General features: G+C 70.4%; 20 protein-coding genes and 2 pseudogenes. 6 read left to right on the top strand and 16 right to left on the bottom strand.

Going from position 1 to position 24,503, the window contains the following annotated elements; genetic code table 11:
- Positions 1-9: 9 nt before the first annotated feature.
- From ACE3QP_RS07245 to ACE3QP_RS07220, 6 genes and pseudogenes are all read right to left on the bottom strand, one after another.
- A complete protein-coding gene (locus ACE3QP_RS07245; protein WP_374434813.1) occupies positions 10-1,014 on the bottom strand; it encodes an FHA domain-containing protein in 1,005 nt (334 codons plus the stop codon).
- Positions 1,011-2,357 carry a serine protease gene (locus tag ACE3QP_RS07240; RefSeq protein WP_374434812.1) on the bottom strand — a complete coding sequence of 449 codons (1,347 nt, stop codon included), beginning with the start codon at positions 2,355-2,357 and terminating at the stop codon, positions 1,011-1,013. Before ACE3QP_RS07240 ends, ACE3QP_RS07245 begins: the two co-directional genes overlap by 4 nt.
- On the bottom strand, positions 2,354-3,052 hold the full coding sequence (locus ACE3QP_RS07235) for a DUF3025 domain-containing protein (RefSeq protein ID WP_374434810.1): 699 nt from the start codon (positions 3,050-3,052) through the stop codon (positions 2,354-2,356). Before ACE3QP_RS07235 ends, ACE3QP_RS07240 begins: the two co-directional genes overlap by 4 nt.
- A 410-nt stretch (positions 3,053-3,462) precedes the next feature.
- A pseudogene (locus ACE3QP_RS07230) lies at positions 3,463-4,194 on the bottom strand (NYN domain-containing protein); the annotation flags it as partial.
- On the bottom strand, positions 4,191-5,234 hold the full coding sequence (gene pyrC / locus ACE3QP_RS07225) for a dihydroorotase (protein ID WP_374434809.1): 1,044 nt from the start codon (positions 5,232-5,234) through the stop codon (positions 4,191-4,193). The gene pyrC and the pseudogene ACE3QP_RS07230, both read right to left, overlap by 4 nt.
- Before the next feature lie 37 nt (positions 5,235-5,271).
- Positions 5,272-5,634, bottom strand: coding sequence for a hypothetical protein (locus tag ACE3QP_RS07220; RefSeq protein WP_374434807.1), 363 nt, complete (start codon positions 5,632-5,634; stop codon positions 5,272-5,274).
- A 173-nt stretch (positions 5,635-5,807) separates the two neighbouring features.
- On the opposite strand from ACE3QP_RS07220, the gene ACE3QP_RS07215 reads away from it, so the two are divergent.
- Together ACE3QP_RS07215 and ACE3QP_RS07210 are read left to right on the top strand one after the other, a co-directional pair.
- A complete protein-coding gene (locus tag ACE3QP_RS07215) occupies positions 5,808-6,185 on the top strand; it encodes a rhodanese-like domain-containing protein (RefSeq protein WP_374434805.1) in 378 nt (125 codons plus the stop codon).
- A gap of 37 nt (positions 6,186-6,222) precedes the next feature.
- Positions 6,223-6,612, top strand: a pseudogene (locus tag ACE3QP_RS07210) (SRPBCC family protein); the annotation flags it as partial.
- A gap of 78 nt (positions 6,613-6,690) precedes the next feature.
- On the opposite strand, the gene ACE3QP_RS07205 reads toward ACE3QP_RS07210, so the two are convergent.
- From ACE3QP_RS07205 to ACE3QP_RS07170, 8 genes are all read right to left on the bottom strand, one after another.
- On the bottom strand, positions 6,691-7,560 hold the full coding sequence (locus ACE3QP_RS07205; RefSeq protein WP_374434804.1) for a DUF4394 domain-containing protein: 870 nt from the start codon (positions 7,558-7,560) through the stop codon (positions 6,691-6,693).
- Positions 7,561-7,568: 8 nt separating this feature from the next.
- Positions 7,569-11,330, bottom strand: a complete 3,762-nt coding sequence (locus tag ACE3QP_RS07200; protein ID WP_374434802.1) for a two-component regulator propeller domain-containing protein — start codon at positions 11,328-11,330, stop codon at positions 7,569-7,571.
- Positions 11,331-11,659: 329 nt separating this feature from the next.
- Entirely contained in the window at positions 11,660-12,394 is a 735-nt protein-coding gene (locus ACE3QP_RS07195; RefSeq protein ID WP_374434801.1) for an amino acid ABC transporter ATP-binding protein, read from the bottom strand.
- An 8-nt stretch (positions 12,395-12,402) separates the two neighbouring features.
- Positions 12,403-13,065, bottom strand: a complete 663-nt coding sequence (locus ACE3QP_RS07190; protein WP_374434799.1) for an amino acid ABC transporter permease — start codon at positions 13,063-13,065, stop codon at positions 12,403-12,405.
- Complete coding sequence (locus ACE3QP_RS07185) at positions 13,062-13,802, bottom strand: amino acid ABC transporter permease (protein WP_374434798.1); 741 nt, start codon at positions 13,800-13,802, stop codon at positions 13,062-13,064. The genes ACE3QP_RS07190 and ACE3QP_RS07185 overlap by 4 nt, the downstream gene beginning before the upstream one ends.
- A gap of 62 nt (positions 13,803-13,864) precedes the next feature.
- Complete coding sequence (locus ACE3QP_RS07180) at positions 13,865-14,764, bottom strand: amino acid ABC transporter substrate-binding protein (protein ID WP_374434796.1); 900 nt, start codon at positions 14,762-14,764, stop codon at positions 13,865-13,867.
- 109 nt (positions 14,765-14,873) lie between these two features.
- Positions 14,874-15,797, bottom strand: coding sequence for a LysR substrate-binding domain-containing protein (locus ACE3QP_RS07175; protein WP_374434795.1), 924 nt, complete (start codon positions 15,795-15,797; stop codon positions 14,874-14,876).
- Positions 15,778-17,583, bottom strand: coding sequence for an ABC transporter ATP-binding protein/permease (locus ACE3QP_RS07170; protein ID WP_374434793.1), 1,806 nt, complete (start codon positions 17,581-17,583; stop codon positions 15,778-15,780). The genes ACE3QP_RS07175 and ACE3QP_RS07170 overlap by 20 nt, the downstream gene beginning before the upstream one ends.
- A 64-nt stretch (positions 17,584-17,647) precedes the next feature.
- Here ACE3QP_RS07170 and ACE3QP_RS07165 point away from each other — a divergent pair, with 64 nt between their 5' ends.
- Together ACE3QP_RS07165 and ACE3QP_RS07160 are read left to right on the top strand one after the other, a co-directional pair.
- A complete protein-coding gene (locus tag ACE3QP_RS07165) occupies positions 17,648-18,064 on the top strand; it encodes an acyl-CoA thioesterase (RefSeq protein WP_374434791.1) in 417 nt (138 codons plus the stop codon).
- Between the two features lie 4 nt (positions 18,065-18,068).
- The gene (locus ACE3QP_RS07160) at positions 18,069-19,208 is read left to right on the top strand and encodes an NAD(P)/FAD-dependent oxidoreductase (protein WP_374434789.1); all 1,140 of its coding nucleotides are present in this window, start codon (positions 18,069-18,071) and stop codon (positions 19,206-19,208) included.
- On the opposite strand, the gene ACE3QP_RS07155 is transcribed toward ACE3QP_RS07160, so the two are convergent.
- Both ACE3QP_RS07155 and ACE3QP_RS07150 read right to left on the bottom strand, forming a co-directional pair.
- Complete coding sequence (locus tag ACE3QP_RS07155; RefSeq protein ID WP_374434787.1) at positions 19,205-19,969, bottom strand: SGNH/GDSL hydrolase family protein; 765 nt, start codon at positions 19,967-19,969, stop codon at positions 19,205-19,207. The genes ACE3QP_RS07160 and ACE3QP_RS07155 overlap by 4 nt on opposite strands.
- Before the next feature lie 9 nt (positions 19,970-19,978).
- Positions 19,979-20,866 (bottom strand): DMT family transporter, encoded by an 888-nt coding sequence (locus ACE3QP_RS07150; protein ID WP_374434785.1) that lies wholly within the window; start codon positions 20,864-20,866, stop codon positions 19,979-19,981.
- 81 nt (positions 20,867-20,947) lie between these two features.
- Here ACE3QP_RS07150 and ACE3QP_RS07145 point away from each other — a divergent pair, with 81 nt between their 5' ends.
- Positions 20,948-21,616 carry a hypothetical protein gene (locus ACE3QP_RS07145; RefSeq protein WP_374434783.1) on the top strand — a complete coding sequence of 223 codons (669 nt, stop codon included), beginning with the start codon at positions 20,948-20,950 and terminating at the stop codon, positions 21,614-21,616.
- A gap of 38 nt (positions 21,617-21,654) precedes the next feature.
- Entirely contained in the window at positions 21,655-24,501 is a 2,847-nt protein-coding gene (locus ACE3QP_RS07140) for an HD domain-containing phosphohydrolase (RefSeq protein ID WP_374434781.1), read from the top strand.
- Positions 24,502-24,503: the final 2 nt, after the last annotated feature.

The raw sequence follows: 24,503 nt of genomic DNA, 5'->3' as shown, positions 1-24,503 counted from the left end.
TGTCCGTCATCAGTCTTCGTCGCCGATCTCATTGCCCTGCGGGTCGCGCTTGGCCTTGGCCGCCAGAGGTTCGCGCAGCGCAGCGGCATCCTTCAGCAGCGCGTCCACCGGGCGCAGCGGCGCGGCGCGCAGCTGCGGCGGCAGCAGCGTGGCCAGGTAGGGCGGGCGCCAGCGGTACTGGCGCTGCTCCTGCGCATTCCAGGCAAAGATGAGCCAGGTGGCCAGCGCGCTGAGTACCAGGGCGTTGAGCATCTTGCGGCGCTTGGGCAGGGCGATGCGGCCCTGCCACACCACCAGGCCGGCCAATGCCAAGCCGGGCAACAGCGTGGCCGGCACCATCAGCCAGGGCGCCGAGGCGATGTAGGCGCCGGCACTCAGCAGGCCGTCCAACACCGTCACCCCCAGCAACACCAGCAGGGTGCGGCGCAGGTGCAGCTGGAAGGGGAAGCGGCGCTGGAACAGCTGGGTGAGCAAGGCCCACAGTGCGGCCCAGATGCTCACGGCAGCCCCCAGCATCAGCAGCGGGCGCAGATGGGCGGACCAGGGCGTGTCGGGCTCGGCGCCGAGCCAGAACTCGAAGGCCGAGAGGCCGCCCACCGCCAGCAGCAGCAGGAGCATCTGCAGGCCGCTGGACAGGCCCTGGCGGCTGGTCTGCAGCGGCGCCAGCTCCTCGGCCAGCGGCGCGGCCGCGTGGCGCAGCCTCAATCGCGTATGGCCAAGCTGGATCACGCCATCGGCCGCCCATTTCAGCGTGGCCCCGGCGCGCAGATGGTGCAGACCCTGCCAGGCGCCGTTCAGGCTGGGCAGCAGGGTCAGCGTGGCCTGGGGTTCGGCGTGGATGTGCAGCTCGGCGTGCTCGGGCGCAAGATGGGCGTCGTCCAGGTTGAGTGCGCAATCGAAGCTGCGGCCGATGCGCAGGCGCGCGCTGCCGTCCTCGTCGGGGTAGACGGCCAGGCTGCTGCGCGCCTGGTCGCCGTCCAGCACATCGATGTAGGCCAAGGGTTTGCGGTTCATCGTGCCGCTCCCTTGCGGCCGTAGCCCTGAATGAAGTGGCGGGCCAACTGCATGGCGGCGTCGAAGCTGACGCCGCGGGCATCGAAGCGGCCCAGCAGGCCCTGGGTCGGGTGGTCCACCGCCGTCAGCAGCACGGTGAGGTCGTGCACGCCTTCCATCTTGCGGTAGGCCCGCAGGCAAATGACGGCGCGCGCCGGCAGGCCCTGGGCGTCCACAAAGCTCTCGGTGCAGTGCGGAGCGGTGCGGTCGCGGTCGTTCGGGCGGCCCAGGTTCTCGTTGCGGAAGCTCTGCGTGTACTGCTTGGCAAAGCGCAGCGCGCCGAGCTTGGCGCCGTCATAGACCTCGGCCTGCACCTCCAGATAACCCGTCTGCAGGCTGTTGTTGATGAAGAGCGCGTGATCCTGACGGCACTGGCTGCGCGCGAACTGCAGGCCCTTGCTTTCGGGGTCGGCGCTGCGACCCCAGCAGCGCAGGAAGCGCTCCTGCGGGATCGGCAGGCGGTAGCGGGCGTGGCCCCAATCCTGCCAGGGCTGCGCCATAAAGGCCTTGACCAGCTCGTCGCTGTAGGCCAGCAGTTGATCGCGCGCCTGCGCCCAGGCCGGGCCGCGCAGCGGGGCATGGCCGCGCTCGCGCTCCAGCAGGGCCTCGGCAAAACCGCCCGGAATCAGGAAGCTCATCTGCTGCGAGAACAGCAGGGTCGAGACGTTCACCGCCACAACGCGGCCGCGATCGTCCAGCACCGGGCCGCCGCTCATGCCGGGGTTCAGCGAGCCGGCGTAATAGATCAGGTCGTCGAAGCTGCGTTCGACCAGACCGTTGTAATTGCCCTCGACGATGGCGAAGGCGACGTCGTGCGGGTGGCCAAGGGAATAGATGCGGTCGCCCTTGTCGAGCTTCTCGGCAGCGGGGCGAAAGCGCAGCGGGTTGGACCAGCGCAGCGGCTCATCCTTTTCGCTGCTGGCGCGCAGCAGGGCCAGGTCGCGGCGCACGTCGATGGCCAGGATCTGCAGCTTGCCGCGCTTGCCGTCGGCGGTCTGGAAGCGCAGGCGGTAGCTCTCGGGTTCCAGCGCCGCCTGGCTGACGACGTGGTAGTTGCTGACGATCAGGCCGTCCTCGCTGACCACGAAGCCGGAGCCGACGCTGGCCTGGCTGTCCTGCTGGGCCAGCAGGGTGCGCACCTGCAGCAGATTGGCGCGTGCGCCATCGAACAGGCGGCGCGCGGTGGCGGACAGGGGCGCCGCCGGCTCGGAAGCCGCTGGGGCCGGCGGAGCCGGTGGCGGGGCCTCCTGGGCCAGCGCGGCGCCACACAGCAGCGCGCCCAGGAGCATCAGGAATCGCTTCATGCGGGGAGCTTCACTCTCAAGGGACGGAAGACGGCCGGATCATCGTAGAAGTCGGGGCTCGCGTTGGCCGGCCACCAGCCGGGCACGCCCAAGACCGGCAGGGGCAGAAAGGGTTTGGCCGCCCAGTCGGCGGCGTTCAGGGTCAGTGGGTCGGCCAGCAGCACATGGGCGCACAAGGGCTTGCGCGGGGCCAGCGCCAGCTGCTCCAGCAGCGCATGGCCGAACAGGCGCGGGCGGCTCTGCCACTGGCCGCGCAGGCTCAGGAACAGGCGTGGCCAGTCACGCTGGCGCCAGGCTTCGGCCAGCGCGGGCGGGCAGTCGGGCCACCAGGCGCCGTTCTCGTCGAACAGGGTGAGCGCATCGCGCAACGGGCCGCGCGGGCCGCTGCTGCCCTGTGCCGCGATCGCCTGCGCCTGCAGCTCGTTCAGCCGCGCCTTGCGCGCGGGCTCGGCGCACCACAGCAGGCCGTTGAGCAGGTCGTGCGCGTTGTCGCGCGTGGGCACCTGGCCGCTGCGAGCGATGAAGGCCTCGTAGGCCTCCCCCGCCGGCAATTCGGCCTGGGGGACGAAGCGGCGCGGCGCCAGGCCGGCCTGGTTCAGCCGTTCGGCCACGGTGCCGCCGGGGCCCATGCGCGCCCAGGCGGCACGCAGCGGCACGCACCAGGGGGCGTCGATGAAGCCGGGCGGCAGCGGCAAGCTCAGGCCGCCTTGGTGCGGCGGCGGCGCGGGGCCGGGGTTGGGGCTTCCACCGCGGCGGGCTCGGCGGCCGGTGCGGCCGCTGCCTTCTTGCGGGGTGCGCGCTTCTTCGGCGCCGGGGCGGGCGCGCTGGCGGGCTCGGTGCTCGGCTCGGCCATCAGGTCGGCGAGCACCTCGGCCACCGGGTCGGCCACCGCAGCGGGGGCCGGCAGCGGCTCGGCCACCAGCTCCACCATCGGCTCATGGGGCGTCGCGGTCTCGGTGGCCTGGCGCCGGCCGCGCTCGCCGCGGCGGCGTTCGCCGCGTCCTTCACGGGGCTCACGGGGCTCACGGGGCTCCCGCGGCTCGCGGCTCTCACGGGGTTCACGGACCTCCGGCGTCTCCGTGCGGCCACCCTCCACGTCAGCGCGTGAATCGGGCTTGCCCTCGCGGCGGTCGCGCACCCAGGCCACCGAGCCTTCGCGGCGCAGTTCGAACAGATTGGTGGCTTCGAGCAGGCGGCTGAAGCTGGGGTAGCCGTAGTTGCGCGGGTCGAACGGTGCCTGGTTGCGGATCTGTTGGCTGACATTGCCGGCCATGGCCCAGCCTTCCTCGCCGGCCGCCGCCTGCACGGCGTGGCGCAGCAGGGTCACGAGCTTGCCGTCCTGGCGCAGCTGGCTGCCACTCATGCGCTGGGGCGCATTGGCGCCGCCGCTGCCGGCACTCTCCACCTTGTCCAGGTAGAGGAACTGCGAGCAGGCGTTGACGAAGGGCTGCGGGGTCTGGCGGTTGCCGAAGCCGTAGACCGCCGCGCCCTTGGCGCGCAGATGCATGACCAGGGGCGTGAAGTCGGCGTCGCTGCTGACGATGCCGAAGGCGTCGGGCTTGTCGGTGTAAAGCAGCTCCAGGGCGTCGATGACCATGGCCATGTCGCTGGCGTTCTTGCCCTTGCTGTAGTCGAACTGCTGCATGGGGCGGATGGCGTGCTCGTGCAGCAGCTTCTCCCAGCCCTTGAGGGCGTCCTTCTTCCAGTTGCCATAGGCACGGCGCACATTGGCCACGCCCAGCGTGGCCAGCTCGGTGAGGATCAGGTCGATCTTGCCGGCGGGAGAGTTGTCGGCATCGATCAGCAGCGCGATGCGGGTGGGACGGTCAGCGGTCATGCCTGCAGTTTCCAAGAGAGGGTTTCGCCCCCACGCAGGGGCTTGATGAGGCTGTCGCCAAAGGGCAGGGTCTCGGGCAGGGTCTGCGGCGCGCGCACCAGGGTGACGGTGCCGGTGTTGCGCGGCAGGCCGTAGAAGTCCGGGCCATGGTGGCTGGCGAAGGCTTCGAACTTGTCCAGCGCACCCAGGGCCTCGAAGGCCTCGGCGTAGAGCTCCAGTGCGGCCGGGGCGGTGAAGCAGCCGGCGCCGCACACGCTGGCCTCCTTCAGCTGCGCCGCATGCGGAGCGCTGTCGGTGCCCAGGAAGAACTTCGGGCTGCCGCTGGCCACGGCCTTGAGCAGGGCCTGGCGGTGCACCTCGCGCTTGAGCACCGGCAGGCAGTAGTAGTGCGGGCGCAGACCGCCCATGAAGATGCTGTTGCGGTTGTAGAGCAGGTGCTGCGGCGTGACGGTGGCGGCGGTGTAGCGGTCAGCCGCAGCCACGTACTCGGCGGCTTCCTTGGTGGTGATGTGCTCGAACACCACCTTGAGCTCGGGGAAGTCGGCACGCAGCGGGCGCATCACCTGGTCGATGAAGACGGCCTCGCGGTCGAACACGTCGATCTCGCCATCCGTCACCTCACCGTGCACCAGCAGCAGCAGGCCGGCGCGCTGCATCGCTTCCAGGGTCTTGTAGGTCTTGCGGATGTCGGTGACACCGGCGTCGCTGTTGGTCGTCGCCCCGGCCGGGTAGAGCTTGAGCGCGACCACACCGGCCGCCTTGGCGGCCTCGATCTCGGCGACCGGCGTGTTGTCGGTCAGGTACAGCGTCATCAGCGGCTGGAAGTCGCTGCCCGGGCCTTCCTGGGGCCGCGCGGCCAGGATGCGTTCGCGGTAGGCCACGGCCTGGGCGCTCGTCGTGACGGGCGGGCGCAGATTGGGCATCACGATGGCACGGGCGAACTGGCGCGCCGTGTAGGGCAGCACGGACTGCAGCGCGGTGCCGTCGCGCACATGCAGATGCCAGTCGTCCGGCCGGGTGATCGTCAGGGTGGTGTTCATGGCCCGGATTGTCGGGCCCGGGATTCGAGGCCGAGGCTCAGCCGCAGCGCAGGGTCAGCACCAGGCGGCCGATGGAGCGGCCTTCGTGCACGATGGGCTCGCTGAGCTCGCAGCGCGGCCCCTGGGGCAGCGGCAGGCTGCGGTCCACGCGCGCCATCAGCCCGCCCTGCCATTCATGCACTTCGAGGCGCTCCACCCCGTTCAGCGAGGTGTAGGCCTGCAGCACGCGCCGCACCATGTCCGGCTGCACCTGCCACACCAGCGGCGCCACGCCCTGCGCCGCCACTCGCGCCAGATCCTGGTAGCTCAGCTGGAAGGACAGGGGCTCGGCGCGTGCACCGCTGAGCGCCAACACCAGTCCGGCAAACACAGGAATAAGACGGGACATACGCGCGGACATGCGGACTCCACAGACGGAACAGCCAGCCAACCCGGCCAGCGTAGCAAGGCGCGGCGACTATGCCGCAGCCCGACGCGCCGGCCATCCCCTCCTTTCGCAGGAGCGGGTTTGCCCCAGGATGACGGCACACGCCGCAGAATGTCGGCCCGCTGCCCGCTCCCTTCTTGCCCGCCATGAAACTCGCCCGCCGCACCCTGCTGCTGCTTTGCCCCGCCCTGGCCCTTCAGGCCCAGCCGGCTCCCAGCGTGCCGCTGGAAGTCGCCCGCGAGGCCCTGGGCCAGGGGAAGCTGCGCGTGATCGACATCCGCGAGCCCACCGAGCACGCCGCCGGCGTGGCCGAAGGGGCCCAGTTGCTGCCCATGAGCCAGCTGCCCCAGCGCCTGGCCGAGCTGCCGGGCAAGGACGAGCCCCTGCTGCTGATCTGCCGCACGCAGAACCGTTCCAAGGCCACCGCACAGAAGCTGCGCGAGGCCGGTTACACGCAGGTGCAGTACGTCGAGGGCGGCATGTCCGAATGGGTCAAGCGCGGCTGGCCAACCGTCAAGCCCTGAACTGCATCCAGGCCGTCCGCCGGCGCGTACAGGGGGCATGCACACCCCGCCCCCGGCCTTCCAGCTTGAAACCCTGTGGCGCCTGGACGCCACGCCGACCGCCGTCTGGCGGGCCCTCACAAGGGTGGAAGACTGGCCACAGTGGTGGCCCTATGTGGCCGAGGTGCAGACGCTGCGCGCCGGTCAGGGCGTGGGTGCGGTGCGGCACCTGCGCTGGCGCACCCGCCTGCCCTACTCGCTCAGCCTGGTGATGACCTGCACCGCCGCCGAACGCGAACGCCGCCTCGCCGGCCGCGCCGTCGGCCATCTGCAGGGCGAAGGGGAATGGACGCTCTGGACCGAGGGCGCGCAGACCTGCGTGCGCTACTGCTGGGCGGTGGATGTGCAAAAGCCCTGGATGCGACGCAGCCTGCGCTGGCTGGCGCCGCTGTTCCGCTGGAACCATCATGCGGTGATGCGCGCCGGCGAGCAGGGCCTGCGCCGCTGGCTGGCGCAGCAGCCGGCTTCAGGGCTCGATGGCCAGGCCGCGCAGGCTGACGCCGCCGACCAGGGATCCGATGCGGCGCGCCTGGCCGCTGCCCAGGTCCACCTGGAACAAGGTGTCGCCAGCGCCCTGCCCGTCCACCGCCAGATAGGCCAGATTGCGCACATCGGAGATGTCGAACTGCGCCCTCACGAAGGGCTTGAGCCCCAGTGAGCCGACCGTGAACAGGCGGCCGCTGTTCGGTGAGACCACGGGCTGCACGCCTTCGCGGCTGCCCTGGGTGAGCAGCAGGCCGCGCGCGGCGTCGATGGCGTAGTTGGTGGTGAGCTTCTCGTCGTCCTTGTTGTAGGTATAGGCGGCCGCCACCACCTCGGCGCGCTGGCCGGCATGGCGGTCGCTGGGGTCGAACTGCAGCAGGGCATCGCCCTGCAGGCCGGCCTGGTTGGGGTCGCCATCGACCTGGGCGCCGGTGTCCGGGTGCCGGCGCAGATTGGCGCCATGGCTGTTGACGACACGGATGCGGTCCACCGTGGGGTTGAAGTCGAAGCCCCACTCGCCAGCGCCGCCGTTGGGCAGGGGCTGCGGCTCGCCCACGGGTTCCAGCTGCGCGCTGGCCACCTTCACGCGGTACAGCTGGCCGCTGCTGGCCAGCAGGTAGAGCTGGTTGCGGGCCACGCGGAAATCGATGCCCAGCACCCGCTCGCCGGGCTTGAGCCCGCGCAGCGCCAGGCTGGCCAGCAGGCGCTGCGGCTGGCCGGCGTTGAAGCGGATCAGGCGGTGGTCGGCGGTGACGGCCAGGATGGTTTCCTTGGCCGCCGGCCCCGGGGGCTCGGAAGGGCCGCTGGCGCAGGCGCTCAGCAGCAAGGCGCCAAGCAAGATCAGGCGGGTCATGGCAGTATTCATGTTCCAGGTTCGGGGCGGGCGGCCGGCGCCAGCACGCAGGGCAGCAGCAGCTCGAAGCGGCAGCCCTGGCCGGGCGCGCTGTGCACGCGGATCAGACCCTGCAGCTTTTGCACCACCAGGTTGTAGCTGATGTGCAAGCCCAGCCCGGTGCCACCCTGGCCGCGCTTGGTGGTGAAGAAGGGGTCGAAGACGCGTGCCAGGTGCTCGGCCGGGATGCCGCGGCCGTCATCCGCCACCTCCAGGCGCAGCTGGCTCTCGCCCAGGCGCTCGGCGCGTATGCGGATCTGGCCGGGCTGCTCGGGCGCGAAGGCGTGCAGCAGCGCGTTCTGCACCAGGTTGCTGAGCACCTGGCCGAGCGCCCCCGGAAAGCTGTCCATCCACAGGCCGGGCTCGACGGCGCACTCCACCCCCACCGGCCGGTGCTTCCAGCTCGGGCGCAGGCTCTCCAGCAGCTCGTCCAGATAGGGGCCGAGTTCGAAGCGGCGCTGCCCGTCCGAGGTGCGGTCCACCGAGACCTCCTTGAAGTGCTCGATCAGCCCGGCGGCACGGCGCAGGTTCTGCTCCAGCACCTGGCCGGTGTGCTCGGCCTCCTGCAGAAAGCCGGCCAGCCCGCCGCGCGAGAGCCGCTGCGCCTGCAGCTCGGCCTGCACCTGCTGGGTGCGCTCCAGCAGGTGCGAGCTGGCCGTCACCGCAATGCCCAGCGGCGTGTTGACCTCATGCGCCACCCCGGCCACCAGCTGGCCCAGCGAGGCCAGCTTGGCATGCTCCACCAGCTGCGCCTGCGCCTGCTGCAGCGCCGCGAAGGCGCGCGCATTGCCGATGGCGATGGCCGCATAGGCCACCAGGCTGCGAAAGATGTCGAGCTCCTGCGGCCCATAGGCCTGGGCGCGCCGGCTCTGCATGGTGACGATGCCGATGCGCTCCTCGTTCAGCGTGAGCGGCCGGAACACCAGCGAGCGCATCGGTTCGCCCACCTCGATGCCCTCCACCTCGGGCGCGGCCTCGCTGCTTTGCTCGTCCAGCACGTCGAGCTCGCGGTCCTCGCGGAAGGCGCGCGCGCTCAATGACAGCGGGTCGTCCAGCTGCACCGTGTCGCCCTGCACCAGGCGGTCTTCGAAGTAGTAGGGAAAGCGCAGCTGCCGGCCATCGGGCTCCAGCAGGGCCACGCCAAACGCATCCACCGGCAGCAGGCGGGCCAGCTGCCGGTGCAGGGTGGCGCAGATGGCCTGCAGGTCCAGCTGCGCAGTCAGGGCCTTGCCGGTGTCGCCCAGCAGGCTCAGGGTGTCGGCGCTGCGCGCCAGCGTGGCATTGGCGGTGGAGAGCTCCTGCGTGCGCTGCGCCACCTCGGCCTCCAGCACCTGGCGCTGGCGCTGCAGGCTGCGCGTGCGCAGCTGCACCAGGCCGGCCAGCGCCAGCGCCACGGCCAACAGGGCCAGGGCACGCGCCCACCAGGTCTGCCACCAGGCCGGCAGCTGCTCGACCGGCACGCGCAGCGCGGCCGACCAGTCCTCGCCCGGCAAGGCGGCCTGCAGCTCCAGTTCGTAGCGGCCCGGCGGCAGGCGGCTGAAGGTGGCAACGCGCTGGCTGGCATCGCCCTCGGTCCAGGCCTCTTCGAGCCCCAGCAGGCGATGCCGGTAGCGCAGGCGTTCGGCGGCCCGGAAGTCGAGCGCGCTGAACTCGATCTGCAGCGACTGCAGGCCGGGCGCCAGGCGCAGCCCGCTGGCGGGCAGGTGGCGGCGCTGGCCGTCCACGCGCAGGCTGCTCACCACCAGCGGCGGCGCCGCGGCCGCACCGGGCACCCGCGAGGGACGCACCACCACCAGGCCACCCCCGCCGCCAAACAGCAGCTCGCCCTGCGCGGTGCGCGCCGCCGAATCGACCCAGAAGCTGCGCACCGCCACGCCCTCGCTCAGACCGAAGCTGCGCAGCTGCGCACCGTTCGGCTCCAGGCTGAACAGGCCATCGGCACTGCTGGCCCAGAGCAGGCCCTGGCCGTCGACCTGCAGGCCGCCGACGTTGTCGTGCGGCAGCCCCTCGGCGCGGCCGAAGTGCCGGAAGCGGCTGCCCGCCTCGTCCTGCAGCAGGCACAGGCCGCCCCCAAGGGTGGCGATCCACAACCGCCCCTTGGCGTCCTCGCGCAGCGAGACGGCGTCGCTGTGGCAGAAGCTGTCGGGGCGGCGCAGGTCGCGCACATGGTTGGCAAAGCGCGCCTCGCCCAGCCAGCGCGAGAGCCCGCCGTTGCTGCCCACCCAGATGCGGCCCTGCTGGTCCTGCAGCAGGGCATTGACGCGGTTGTGCGGCAAGCTGTCGCGGCGGCCCGGTTCGTGGCGCAGCAGCTCGAAGCCACCGGGGCGCTGGCGCAGCAGGCCCTCGGTGCTGCCGACCCAGAGCCCGCCGGCGCGGTCCACCATCAACGCATCCACGCGCGGATGCGGCTGGGCGCTGGGCAGCGCCACGCGCTCGGCACGCCGTGCCGCCCAGTCCACCCGGTACAGGCCCTGCAGCGTGCCCACCCACAGGTGCTGCCCTTGCCAGACGCTGGCCAGCACGCGCTGCTGCTGCAGCGGCAATGCCGCGCCCGGGCTGTCCAGTTGCAGCGGCAGCAGGCGCGCCGGGCCATCCGCCGGCGTGCTCAAGAGGCCCAGGCCCTGCCCGCCGTAGCCGAGCAGCCATTGCTCGGGCGTCGGCCCGGCGCCAATGTGCACGACGTGGCGGTCCGCCAGGCCCTCGGGCTGGCGCGGCGAGTGCAGCAGGTTCACGAAGCCCTGGGCCTGGGGGTCGTGCCGGTCCAGGCCCTGGTCGGTGCCCAGCCAGACCAGGCCCGAGCGGTCGCGCAGCAGCGCGCGCACGCCGTCCGAGGCCAGGCTGCTGGTCACATAGGGGTCGTGGCGCAGCGCCGCCGCGGCCGGCCCGGGAAAGCGCGCCACGCCATTGCCATAGCCGGCCACCCAGAGCTCGTCCGGCGCCACACGCAGCAGGGCCTGCACGCCACGGCCGCTGAGCTGCGGATGCTCGGCCGGCCAGACCGTTTCCCAGGCACCGGCCGGCGTCACCCGACCCAGGCCGGCGCTGCTGCCCACCCAGAGCGTGCCGTCGGGCTCGGCCAGCAGCGCCGTGATGCCCGTGGCCGGCCCGACCCGCTCCGCCCTGCCCTGCCGGATGTGCACCAGCCCCAGCGCGCCGCCCACCCAGAGGCTCCCATCGGCCGCGCGCGCCAGCGCGCGCTGCGGCGCCTGCAGCAGGGGCGCCAGCGGGTCGGCGGCCGGCCAAGCCTGCGCCTGGCCCTGCTGCAGGCGCAGCAGCCCGGCCTCGCTGGCCAGCCAGAGGGCGTCGGGCCCTTCGTCCAGCAGCGCCCAGATGCCCTGCAGGCCCAGTGCTGGCACGGGCAGGAAGCGGTCGCTCTCGGGTTCGTGGCGCAGCAGGCCGGCGCCGCGCGTGGCCACCCACAGGCGGCCCTGGGCGTCGACGTGCAGGGCCTGGATGTTGGGGTCGGCCAAGGCGCCGGGCCCGTCACCGCCGGGGTAGCGGCGCAGGCGGTGGCCGTCGTAGCGGGCCAGGCCGCCCTGGGTGCCGATCCACAGAAAACCCACGCGGTCCTGCGCCAGCGCGGTGACGATGGGGTGCGGCAGGCCCTCGTCAAAACCCAGATGGCGGAACGCCGGCCGCGCCAGGGCAGACCAATCGGTGGCGGCACGGGCGGCGGGCAAGCCGAACATTGCCAGCACCAGCGCGAACCCAAGCCAGACGAGTCGCCGCATCCCCTGCCGCCCTTCCAAGCTGCGAGGGGACCATCATCGCGGGGCGACGCGGGGTGTGGGTGAGGAATACGGCATGGAATGCAGGCTTGGAGGTCGGCCTGCCTCCAGCCCGGCTTCGAACACGGCTGACGGTCGGCTTGGCGGTTGGCCGGCCTGAAGCCCGGCTTCGAACACGGCTGATGGCCGGCTTGGCGGTTGGCCGGCCTGAAGCCCGGCTTCGAACACGGCTGACGGCCGGCTTGCAGGCCGGCCTACCTTCGTGGGCGTCGGAAGGTCCTCAGGACCTTCCTCGGTCCCACTCAGTCCTCAGGACCCTGCTCGCTCGGGCTTCAGTGCTGCAGGATCTTGGAGAGGAAGTCCTTGGCGCGCGGGCTGCGCTCGTCGGGCTTGCCGAAGAAATCGGCCTTGCTGCAGTCCTCAACGATCTTGCCGGCGTCCATGAAGATGACGCGGTGGCTGACCTTCTTGGCAAAGCCCATCTCGTGCGTCACGCACATCATGGTCATGCCCTCGTTGGCCAGTTGCACCATCACGTCCAGCACCTCGCCGACCATCTCGGGGTCGAGCGCGCTGGTGGGCTCGTCGAACAGCATCACGATCGGGTCCATCGACAGCGCGCGCGCAATCGCCACGCGCTGCTGCTGGCCGCCGCTGAGCTGACCGGGAAACTTGTCCTTGTGGGCCGAGAGGCCGACGCGATCCAGCATCTTCAGGCCCCGCTTGAGCGCGTCGTCCTTGCTGCGGCCCAGCACCTTGATCTGCGCCAGCGTCAGGTTCTCGGTCACGCTGAGGTGCGGGAACAGCTCAAAGTGCTGGAACACCATGCCGACGCGGGCGCGCAGCTTGGGCAAATTGGTGCCGGCGGCGGTGATGGATTGCCCGTCGATGACGATGTCGCCCTGCTGGATCGGTTCGAGCGCGTTGACGGTTTTGATCAGCGTGCTCTTGCCCGAGCCCGAGGGGCCGCAGACCACCACCACCTCGCCCTTTTGGATGCTGGTCGTGCAATCGGTCAGCACCTGGAAGCTGCCGTACCACTTGGAGACGTTCTTGATGTCGATCATGGGGAACCTCAGCGAATGATCGCGATGCGGGCCTGCAGCTTCTTCACCAGCATGGAGAGGCTGAAGCAGATGACGAAGTAGATGCCTGCGGCCAGCAGGTAGGCCTCGACCGGGCGGTTGAAGTTGCGGCCCGCCACCTCGAAGCCCTTCAGCAGGTCATAGGCGCCGATGGCGTAGACCAGCGAGGTGTCCTGGAACAGGATGATGGTCTGCGTCAGCAGCACCGGCAGCATGTTGCGAAAGGCCTGCGGCAGCACCACCAGGCTCATGGTCTGGCCATAGCTCATGCCCAGGGCGAAGCCGGCATGCTGCTGGCCCTTGGGCACGCTCTGGATGCCGGCGCGCATGATCTCGGCGTAGTAGGCCGCCTCGAACAGGGTGAAGGTGATGTAGGCCGAGGCCTCGGCGCTGATCGGGCCGGTGAGGAAGGGCACGAGCAGGAAGAACCACAGGATCACCATCACCAGCGGGATGGAACGCATCAGGTTCACATACGCCGCCGCCGGCGTGGCCAACCAGGCCTTGCCCGAGAGCCGCATCAGCGCCAGCACCGTGCCCAGCAGGATGCCACCCACCATGGCCACCAGCGTGAGCGTGACCGAGAAGATCAGGCCCTTGAGGACGAAGCCCTGCAGGAACTCGGCCGTCAGAAAACTGAAGTCGAGATTCATCGCGCCGCTCCCGCCACGCCGGGCACCTTGACCCAACGCTCGATCAGGCTGGCCACCAGGTAGACGCTGAACGCGCTGATGAAGTACAGCAGCGTGACCATGGCGTAGACCTCGGTGGGGCGCGAGGTTTCCTCACCCACCTGGCGCGCGAACTGCGTCAGCTCCAGCACCGAGAGCGCAAAGGCCACCGAGCTGTTCTTGACGATGCTCATGGCCTCGCTGGTCAGCGGCGGGATGACGACACGGAAGGCCACCGGCAGCAGCACGAAACGGTAGGTCTGCAGGCGCGTGAAGCCCATCGCCAGGCCGGCGTAGGTCTGGCCCTTCGGAATGCTCTGGATGCCGGCGCGCACCTGTTCGGAAATGCGCGCCGAGGTGAAGAAGCCCAGGCCGATGGCCGCCACCATCCAGCTCGGCATGCTCTTCAGGAAGGGCAGGAACTCCGGCAACACGAAGTACCAGAGGAAGAGCTGGACGATCAGGGGGATGTTGCGGAACAGCTCGGTCCAGGCATTGCCGGCAAACACCAGGCCCTTGTTCGGCGTGGTGCGCAGCACCCCCATCAGGCTGCCCAGCACCAGCGCGATCACCAGACCGATCGCGCTGACCGCCAGGGTCCAGCCCCAGGCCGAGAACAGCCAGTCCAGATAGGTCTGCGCCCCGGCCTGGCCAAAACAGGCGCCCACGGTGCCATCCACCGTGTCCTTGCACCACAACTCGCGCCACTCAAACGCCATGGCTCTCTCCAAAAAGCGACGGGCGCCCGGGAGCGCCCGTCAGATTCACCGTCGCGACCCGATCACTTCTTCGCGTACGACTCCATGGGGTTGTCGTTCGGGTTGGCCCAAGCTGCCTTGGTGGCCTCGCTGGCCGGCAGGCCGATGCGGGTGTTGGCCGGCGGGATGGGCTGCATGAACCACTTGTCGTAGAGCTTGGCGATCTGGCCGCTCTTCATCATGGCCTTGATGGAGTCATCCACGGCCTTCTTGAAGGCCGGGTCGTCCTTGCGCATCATGATGGCGATCGGCTCGACCGACAGCACCTCGCCGACGATCTTGAAGTCGTTCGGGTTCTTGGCTTTGGCGATGTTGCCGGCCAGGATGGAGCCGTCCATCACGAAGGCGTCGGCACGGCCGCTCTCCAGCAACAGGAAGCTGTCGGCGTGGTCCTTGCCGAAGATTTCCTTGAAATCCACGCCGGTGGCGCGCTCGTGCTTGCGCAGGGTCTGCACGCTGGTGGTGCCGGTGGTGGTGGCCACGGTCTTGCCGTTCAGCTGGCCGATGCCGGTGATGCCCGAGTTGGCCTTGACCGCGATGCGCACCTCTTCCACATAGGTGGTGACGGCGAAGGCCACGTCCTTCTGGCGCGTCTGGTTGTTGGTGGTGGAGCCGCACTCGATGTCGACGTTGCCGTTCTGCACCAGCGGGATGCGGTTCTGCGAGGTGACGGGCTGGTACTTGACGGCGATGCTGTCCATGGCCAGCTGCTTGCGGATGTCCTTCAGCACCAGGTCGCAGATCTCGACATGAAAGCCGGTGTACTTGCCGTCACCCAGGGTGAAGGACAGGGCGCCGGAGGATTCACGCACGCCCATGGTCACCGAGCCGCTGTCCTTGATCTTCTTGAGCGTGTCGGCCTGGGCCAGGGAAACCGCGGTCAGGGCCAGCGCCACGGCGCCAAGTCGGAACCAAGTCTTCATGTCAACTCCTGCTTTGGGAATGGGTTCGGGGGAATCCTGCAACGATAGCGGCAGCGCTCCCGCATCCAAACCACCCAAGGGTTTTTCAGCGGGCGGGAAACCGCATTTTTCAGGCCGAGGAGCGTGTGGTGAGACTCTCCCACAACGCCGCGGCGGCCGGCTTGACGCGCTTGCGCAACTCTGGCTTCTCGCGGTAGAGACGCAGCGCGATCTGCAACTCAAACTCGCCCGGCGGCGCGGCGGGCACCAGGCGGCGCGCGCGCAGCTCGCGCTTGACCGAGCTGGCCGGCAGGAAGGCCAGGCCATGGCCCTCGATGGCCATGGCCTTCAGGCCTTCGGCCATGTCGGTTTCGTAGCAGGGGTCCAGGTGCAGGGGCATGCCGGCATCCTTGACGATGATCTCCACCAGCCGGCCCAGATACGCCCCTTCGGCATAGGCCAGGAAGGGGATCTTCTGGCCCTTGTGGCCAGGCAGGCGGAACATCGCCTGGCCCTCGGGGTCGGGCCGCGCGAAGGCGGCCAGGGTGTCATTCCCGACGCTCAGCATCTCGAAACGCTCGGGGTCAAGCTGCAAGGGCTGGCTCGGGTGGTAATAGGCCAGCAGCAGGTCGCAATGGCCTTCGCTGAGCTGCAGCACGGCGTCGTGCACGTTCAGGGCATTGAGCCGGCTCTTGAACGGCGCGAGCTGCTTGCGCAGCTCCATCAACCAATGCGGGAAGAAGCTGAAGGCGAGCGAGTGCGGCACCGCGAACTCGACCATGTCTTGCCCGCCGCTCTGGTGGCTGCGCAGCATGTTGCGGGTGGCCTGCAGCTGCGCCAGGATTTCCTGCGCCTGGCCCAGCAGGGTTTCGCCCGCGGGAGTGAGCCGCGTCGGGTAGGAGCTGCGGTCCACCAGGTCCATGCCGGCCCAGGCTTCAAGCGCCTGGATGCGGCGCGAGAACGCCGGCTGGGTGACATGCCGCCCTTGAGCCGAGCGCGAGAAGCTGCGCGTCTCGGCCAGGCTGACGAAGTCTTCAAGCCATTTGGTTTCCATGGTCTTTGTGGGAATTTGCCTGGATCTGCCACATGCGAGCGTACGCCCCGCCACGCGCCAGCAAGTCGGCGTGGCGGCCGCGCTCCACCACTCGGCCGGCCTCCAGCACCAGGATCTCATCGGCGTCGACGATGGTGGAAAGCCGGTGCGCGATCACCAGCACGGTCTTGTTGCGGCCCACGGCATCAAGCTGCGCCTGGATGGCACGTTCGTTGTGCGAATCGAGCGCTGAGGTGGCCTCGTCGAAGATCAGGATCGGCGGGTCCTTCAGCAGGGTGCGGGCAATCGCCACACGCTGCTTCTCGCCTCCGCTCAGTTTCAAGCCGCGCTCGCCCACGCGGGTCTGGTAGCCCAGCGGCGTGCTGGCCACGAACTCGTGCAGGCGCGCGGCCTGGGCGGCGGCCTCGATCTCGGCCTCGCTGGCGCCCTCTTTCGCGTAGCCGATGTTGTAGGCCAGGGTGTCGTTGAACAGCACGGAATCCTGCGGCACGATGCCCAGCGCGGCGCGCAGCGAGTGCTGGCTCACCGCGCGGATGTCCTGGCCGTCGATCAGCACGCGCCCACCCTGCACGTCGTAGAAGCGGAACAGCAAGCGCGCCAGCGTGCTCTTGCCCGAACCGCTGGGGCCCACCACGGCGAGCTTTTTGCCGGCCGGGATCTCGAAGCTGACGCCCTTGAGCACGGGCCGCGCCGGGTCGTAGGCGAAGTGCACGTCCTCGAAGCGCACGGCACCGCCCTGCACCCGCAGGTCGCGCGCCTCGGGCGCGTCGGCCACCTCGCGCGGCTTTTCCAGCAGGCCGAACATCTTGTCCAGATCGGTCAGGCTCTGCTTGATCTCGCGGTACAGCACGCCCAGGAAGTTGAGCGGGATGTAGAGCTGGATCATGAAGGCGTTGATCATCACCAGATCACCCAGGCTCAGGCGCCCGGCCACCACGCCCTCGGTGGCGCGCCAGAGCATCAGCACCAGGGCCACGCCGATGATGAATTGCTGCCCGGTGTTGAGCAGCGAGAGCGTGGTCTGGCTCTTCAGCTGGGCACGGCGCAGGGTTTCGAGGGCACGGTCGTAGCGGCGCGCCTCGAAGTCTTCCTGGCCGAAATACTTCACCGTCTCGTAGTTCAAGAGCGAGTCGATGGCCTGGGTGTGCGCGGCCGAATCGAGCTCGTTGAGCTGGCGGCGGAACTGGGTGCGCCACTCGGTGACGGTGATGGTGAAGCCGATGTAGAGCACCAGCGCCACGCCGGTGATGAGCGCGAACGCCGCGTCGAACTGCGTGGCCAGCAGGGTCAGCACCAGCGCCACCTCGATGAGCGTGGGCAGGATGCTGTAGAGCGAGTAGCTGATGAGCGCATGCACGGCGCGCGTGCCGCGCTCGATGTCGCGCGTCATGCCGCCGGTCTGGCGCTCCAGGTGGAAGCGCAGGCTCAGGTCGTGCAGATGCCGGAACACCTGCAGCGAGACCTGGCGCGCCGCGCCCTCGGTGGCCTTGGCGAAGATCAGCTCGCGCAGCTCGGTGAAGAGCGAGGTGCACAACCTCAATCCGCCGTAGGCCAGCAGCAGGCCGAGCGGGATGACGAAGGCCGGGTTGGCCGCGGCGCCGTTGAGCCCGTCCACCAGGCGCTTGAGCAGCAGGGGCACGCCCACATTGGCCAGCTTGGCGCCCACCATGAAGGCCAGCGCCAGCGCCACGCGCCAGCGGTACTGCCAGAAGTAGGGCAGCAGCTTGGCCAGGGTCTGGCGGTCGCGCCGCTGCGGCGGGGGCTCGGTAAGGACGGTTCTGCGCATGAGAGAGGCGGCATTCTCGGACTGCCCGCACAATCCCCGGGTTTCCACCAGGGTCTTGCCCGCCATGAACGAACCGGTCCGCCCCGTCATCGACCCCGCCCACCTGCCCAGCGAACGCGAGCTGGTGTTGCGCGTCATCCCCATGCCCGCCGATGCGAACGCCAATGGCGACATCTTTGGCGGCTGGATCATGGCGCAGGTCGACTTGGCCGCCTCGGTGCTGCCCACGCGGCTCACGCGCGGTCGCGTCACCACCGTGGCGGTGAAGGAATTCATCTTCAAGCAGCCCGTCAGCGTGGGCGATCTGCTGAGCTTCTATTCGCGCGTGCTGCGCGTCGGCCGCACGTCCATCACCCTGCAGGTTGAGGTGTTTGCCGAGCGCAACCCCGAGAACCCGGAAGTGGTGAAGGTCACCGACGCCGAGCTGACCTTCGTCGCCATCGACGAGCAGGGCAAGCCGCGCGTGTTCAACCACGCCTGAGCGCATGAGCGTGCTGATCCTGGGCGGCGGCGCGCTGGGCTGCGCCGTGGCCGCCTACCTGGCCGAGCGGCCGGACTGGCGCGGCCGCATCCGCGTGCTGGAGCGCGACCCCAGCTACGCGCAGGCGTCCTCGGCGCTCTCGGCCGCGTCCATCCGCCAGCAGTTCAGCACGCCGCTGAACATCGCGCTCTCGCAGTTCGGCCTGCAGGTGCTGCGCGCCGCCGGGCCGGCGGCCGCGCTGGTGGAGCGCGGCTACCTCTACCTGGCCGGGCCCGCGCAGGCGCCCGCGCTGGCCGCGCTGCAGGCCGAGCAGCAGCGCCTAGGTGCCGCCGTGCGGCTGCTGGACCGCGCCGCGCTGCGGGCCCGCTGGCCCTGGCTGCAGCTCGACGACATTGAGCTGGGCACCTGGGGCGAGCAGGGCGAAGGCTGGTTTGACGGCTGGGGCCTCCTGATGAGCCTGCGCGAGCGCGCCCGCGCCGCTGGCGTCGAATTCCTGAAGGGCGACGCCCACAGCTTGGAACGTCATGCCGACGGCAGCCTGGCCGCCGTGCACAGCAGCCTCGGTGCCCTGAAGGCCGAGCACTTCGTGCTGGCCTGCGGCGCCTGGTCGGCCCCGCTGGCAGCCACGGCCAGGCTCGACATCCCCGTCAGCGCCCGCCGCCGCAGCGTCTATGCCTTCCACAGCCCCGAGACGGCGCCGCTGGCGCCGCTGCTGATCGACCCCAGCGGCCTGTGGTTCCGCCCCGAGGGCGCAGCCGGTCAGTTCATCTGCGGCGGCACGCCGCTGGACGACACCCCCGGCCTGCCGCTCGACCCCGAGGCCGATCTGTTCGAGGAACGGCTCTGGCCCGCCCTGGCCGCGCGCGTGCCCGGCTTCGAGAGCCTGCGCCCGGGCCGCGCCTGGGCCGGCTACTACGAGATGAACGACTTCGACCATAACGGCCTGGTCGGCGCGTTCGACGAATGCCCGAACCTGCTGATGGCCTGCGGCTTCTCCGGTCATGGCCTGCAGCACGCCCCGGGTGTGGGGCGCGGGCTGGCCGAATGGCTGGCCACCGGTGCCTATCAAAGCCTGGACCTGAGCCCACTGAGCCCCGAGCGCCTGCGGCGCGGCGAGCCTTACCTCGAAACGAACGTCATTTAAGCCCGCTCGATGCGCCGCCAGCGCCGCGCCACATGCTCGGCCAGCTGGCGGCCCCAGAGCGCATAGCCGCCGGCACCGGGGTGGAAGCCGTCCTCGGCCATCAGCTCGGCGGCGGCCGCGCCGGCCAGGCGGGCCGGTGTGCGCATCAGGCCGCGGTCCAGCTGGTCGCCCAGGGTCTGGGCCAGTTGCTGGTTGAGCAGTTCGGCCTGGCTGCCCAGCACCCAGCGCAGCGGGCTGGGCAGCAGGGGGAACTCCTGCATCGGCGGTGCCGCGTTGTGCACCCAGTAGCGCACGCCGGCGCGCGCCACGGCCTCGGCGTGCAGGTCCTGCAGCTGCTGCAGCGTGCGCTCGGGCGGTACCTGGCGCACCACGTCGTTCACGCCCAGCGCGGTGACCAGCACATCGGCCGGTGCCAGCAGGGTGTCGCGCACATGCTGCAGGGCCTCGCCGCTGGTGTGGCCGGTGCGGGCCAGCAGCTGCCAGTGCACGGGCCGGCCCAGCTCCTCGGCCAGGGCGGTGGCGAACTGGCCGGCCAGCGCCTCCGACTGCTCGCGCACGCCCACGCCGGCGGCGGAGGAATCGCCCACCAGCAGCACGCGCAGCGGCGTGGCCTCACGCGCCCGCGGCGGGCGCACCTTGGCGCGGCGCGGGCCGGCGGCCTCGGGCAGTTCAAGCGCACGGCGCCGCACCTGCACGGCCTGCCAAAGCAGCAGGGGCAGCAGGGCGACTTTGGCGGTATTCAGGGCAAGGGCACGGGGCATGTCCACAGCCTAACGACGCCGTGCCAGCACCGCCACCCCGGCCAACACCAGGGCCGTGCCAATCAGCACGGTCGGCGTCAGGGGCTCATCCAGCAGCACCACGCCCATCAGCAGGGTGCTCATGGGCCCCACCATGCCGGTCTGGGCGGCACGCGCCGCCCCGATGCGCTCGATGCCCAGCATCACCAGCAGCACCGGCGCAAAGGTGCAGGCGGTGGCATTCAGCAGCGAAAGCCAGAACACCGGCGCGGGCACGAAGGCGGCCTCGACCGGGCGCAGCAGCAGGAACTGCAGGATGCACAGCCCGCAGGCCACGCTGGTGGCCAGGCCGGTGAGGCGCAGCGCGCCCAGGCGCTTGAGCACCTGGCCGCTGTGCACCAGGTAGACCGCATAGCTGAGCGCACTGCCCAGCACCAGGGCCGCACCGATGAGCGTGCTGCGCCCCTCGAAGTGCAGCTCCTGCGCGAACACGATCAGGATGCCGGCGTAGCTGAGGCCCAGTGCCAGCAGCTGCGCACGGCTGGCACGCTGACCCAGGAACAGCACGCCCATCAGCAGCACCAGGGTGGGGTTCAAGTAAAGGATGAGCCGCTCCAGCGAAGCGCTGATGTATTGCAGGCCGGCGAAGTCCAGAAAGCTGGCGAGGTAGTAGCCGGTGAAGCCGAGCAGGCCGATGTCGCGCCAATCGCGCGCGTTGAGCGCCGGCCGGTCGCGCCCGGCCCACCAGGCCAGGGCCAGAAAGAGCGGCAGCGCCAGCAGCATGCGCCACATCAGCAGGGTCACGGCGTCCACGCCATGGCGGTAGGCCAGCTTGATGATGATGGCCTTGCCCGAGAAGCCAATCGCGCCCAGCAGGGCGCAAGCCAGGCCGATGCGGGCGGCACGCGCGGAATTCATGCGGGCATTGGACCGCGCGGGCGCGCGGCCTACGCTTCTTCATCGCCGCAGGGCCCTTGCCGGCATGGAAAGATGCCCGGCATGCAACGCCTTCTCTTGCTTCTTCTGTTGGCCGGCACGGCCCAGGCCGACACCCTGTGCAGCCACGAGCGCGAGGCCCTGCGCGCCCACGCCGGCCGCTACGCCGCCGACGACCTGCTGGCCACGCTGACCCGCACGCGCCGCTGGGACTTGGCCGTGCAGGCCCCGACCGGCGCCACCGAGCTGCAGATCACGCCGCAGGGCGAGGTGCTGCTGAGCCTGCGCTGGCACGAGGCAGGCCGTCTGGAGGATGAGTTCGGCCCCGGCTGCCTGCGCTTCGACGGCGAGCGCGTGAGCCTGCACATGCGGCACCTGGGCATGCCCGCACACAGCCGCTTCACGCGCGTGGCCGGGCCGCAAAGCGCCCCGCCCGCGCCCTACGCCGAACGCCTGCTGCACGGCTGCTACCGCAGCGGCCAAGGGGCGCGCTGGTGCTTGCAGGGCGACCGCATCGAGATCGACGGCCAGGCCCATGCGGTGCGCCTGCTGCTGGACCCGATGGAGCTGCCCCCGGGCGGCAGCGTGCTGGAGGTGACGGGGCAGACCGACTTCTGGCTGCTGCGCCCGCAGGGCCGAGGCTGGCAGGTGCACCGCACCAGCTGGGCCTCGGCGCCCGGCCACCGCCCGCCGGACTGGCGCCGACCCTGGCAGGTCCTGCGTCCGGAGTAGCCGACCCAGCAGCCGGCGCGCCTAGACTGGCCCGCACCATGGCTGCACTAAAAAATCTCACCCAAGGCCTGCGCCGCGGCCTGGGCCTGCGCCTCTGGCTGGCCTCGCTGGTGGTGGCCTGCATGGCCCTGATGGCCAGCCTGCAGCTCGGCATCAATGTGTGGATGGCGCGCGACCGCTTTGCGCAGGAAGCCCAGCGCAGCGCGCAGGCCGCCAGCGTGCTCATCGAGGAGCGCACGCGCCGGCTGCTGCAGCCCAGCAGCAGCGTGGTGCGGCAGATCGGCTTCGACCCGCTGAGCAGCGCCGCCGGCCTGGCCGAGCGCCTGAGCCGCAGCTATGTGCTAACGGCCGAACTGGAGGCCAACCCCCTGCTGGCCGCGCTGTACGTGGGCTATGACAACGGCGACTTCATCCTCGCCCGCCCCCTGCGCAACGAGGCCGAACGCCAGCAGTTCAAGACCCTGCCCGAGGCCCGCTACCTGCTGCAGAGCATGACGGTGGGGGCCGATGGCCAGGCGATCGGCCGCTACCACGAGCTGGATGAGCAGACGCAGATGCTGCGCACCCGCGAGCTGCCCGACTACCGCTTCGACCCGCGCACGCGGCCCTGGTGGGCGGCGGCGCTGCAGGCCCCGGGTATGGCCATCAGCCCGCCCTATCTGTTCTTCACCACGCGCTCGCCCGGCCTGACGCTGAGCCAGCGCGCCCGCGCCGGCCATGCCGTGGTGGGGGCGGATCTGCTGCTCAGCGATCTGTCGCGCACCCTGGGCACGCAGCGGCTCACGCCCGGCACGCAGCTGGCCCTGGTGGATGCCCAACAGCGCGTGCTGGCCTACAGCGAGCCGCACCGCCAGGTGCTGCAGGACGGCGACCGCCTGAGCCTGGCCGGCCTGGGCGAACTGGGCCAGCAGGCCCTGCCCGCGCTGGCTCAGCTGGAACCGGGCCGCGCCCATACCGACGAGACCGCTGCCGAGCCCTGGGTCGGCATCCGCGTGCCGTTCGACGTGGGCCTGGGCCCGCACCTGCAGCTGATGGCCGTGACGCCGCTGGAGGACCTGATCGCCCCGGCCCGCGCCCGCGCCTACCGCGCGCGCTGGATCGCCGTCGGCCTGGCCCTGCTGCTGCTGCCCATTGGCTGGTGGGCCGGCTCCACGCTGGCGCGCCGGCTGGACCGCCTGAGCCAGCGCACCCAGCGTCTGGTGCGCTTCGATTTCGCCACCACGCCGATGCGCCAGTCGCGGGTGCGCGAGGTCAACCAGTTGCACCAGGCCATCGAGCACATGGGCCGCACCATCGAGGCCTTTCTGCGCCTGAGCCAGCAGATGGCCAGCGAGCCCGAGACCGAGCGCATGCTGCAGCAGGTGCTGGAGCAGCTGGTGCAGGCCACGCATTGCGATGGCGCCCAGGTTTGTCTTTGGGATCACCAGGCCCAGCAGATGCAGCACGCCGCCCAGGCCGGCGGCCTGCTCGCCCCCCTGCCCGCGCAGTTCACCCACCCGCACCCGCCGCGCGAGCTGCCCGCCGGGCGCGAACAGCTGGCGCTGGAGCTGCACGGCCGCGACGGCCGCCTGCAAGGCCTGCTGCTGCTCGAATTCCCCGCGCACGACGAGCACGAGGACCCGGCCTTCCTGCACTTCGCGCGCCAGCTCAGCGGCATGCTGGCCCTGGCCATCGAGACGCGCCAGCTCATCAAGGCCCAGCGCCAGCTGTTCGACGCCGTGATCCGCCTGATGGCCGACGCCATCGACGCCAAGAGCCCCTATACCGGCGGGCATTGCGAACGCGTGCCCCAGCTCGCCATCGCCCTGGTGGACCGGCTCTGCGCTGAAGCGCAGGGCCCCTACGCCGGCTACCGGCTCAGCGAAGCAGAGCGCTATGCCTTCCGCCTCGGCGCCTGGCTGCACGACTGCGGCAAGGTCACCAGCCCCGAGCACATCGTCGACAAGGCCACCAAGCTGGAGCTCATCCACAACCGCATCCACGAGATCCGCACCCGCTTTGAGGTGCTGCACCGTGACACGACCATCGCCCAGCTGCGCGGCGAGCTCAGCCCCGCGCAGCTGGCCGAACACCACGCCCAGCTGCAGCAGGATTGCGCCTTCGTGGCCGGCTGCAATGTCGGCGGCGAGTTCATGGCCGACGCCACCATCGAGCGCCTGCACCGAATCGCCACGCAAACCTGGCAGCGCCACTTCGACGACCGCCTCGGCCTGTCCGCCGAGGAAACGCGCCGCCTGCAGCAGGCCCGCCCCGAGCCCCCCACCCTGCCCGCCACCGAGCCCCTGCTGGCCGACCGCCCCGAACACATCGTGCCCTGGGGCCCCCAGCGCCCGCCGGTGGCCGCGGCCGACCCGCGCAACCGCTACGGCTTCGACATGCAGCTGCCCGCCCAGCAGCAGCACCAGGGCGAGCTGCACAACCTCAGCGTGCGCCGCGGCACGCTGACGGACGAGGACCGCTTCAAGATCAACGACCACATCGTGCAGACCTACGTGATGCTCAAAGGCCTGCCCTGGCCGGCCGAACTGGAACGCGTGCCCGAACTGGCCGCCACGCACCACGAGAAGCTCGACGGCAAGGGCTACCCGCGCAAGCTCGCCGCGGCGCAGCTGACGGTCGAAGACCGCGTGATGGCCCTGGCCGATGTGTTCGAAGCCCTGACCGCCGCCGACCGCCCCTACAAGGCCCCCAAGACCCTGACCGAGACCCTGAAGATCATGGCCTTCATGTGCAAGGACCAGCACCTGGACACCGAGCTGTTCCGCTACTTCCTGCACAGCCGGCTGTGGGACGAGTTCGCAGCACAGTTCATGCAGCCCGGGCAGCGGGATGCGGTGGATGTGGCGGCGATCGAGGCCTTGCTGCCGCCTCCTTCGGGCAGCTGACC

Source organism: Inhella sp., assembly GCF_041912635.1.
Lineage (GTDB): Bacteria > Pseudomonadota > Gammaproteobacteria > Burkholderiales > Burkholderiaceae_C > Inhella.
This window is presented reverse-complemented; position numbering and strand designations above follow the sequence as displayed.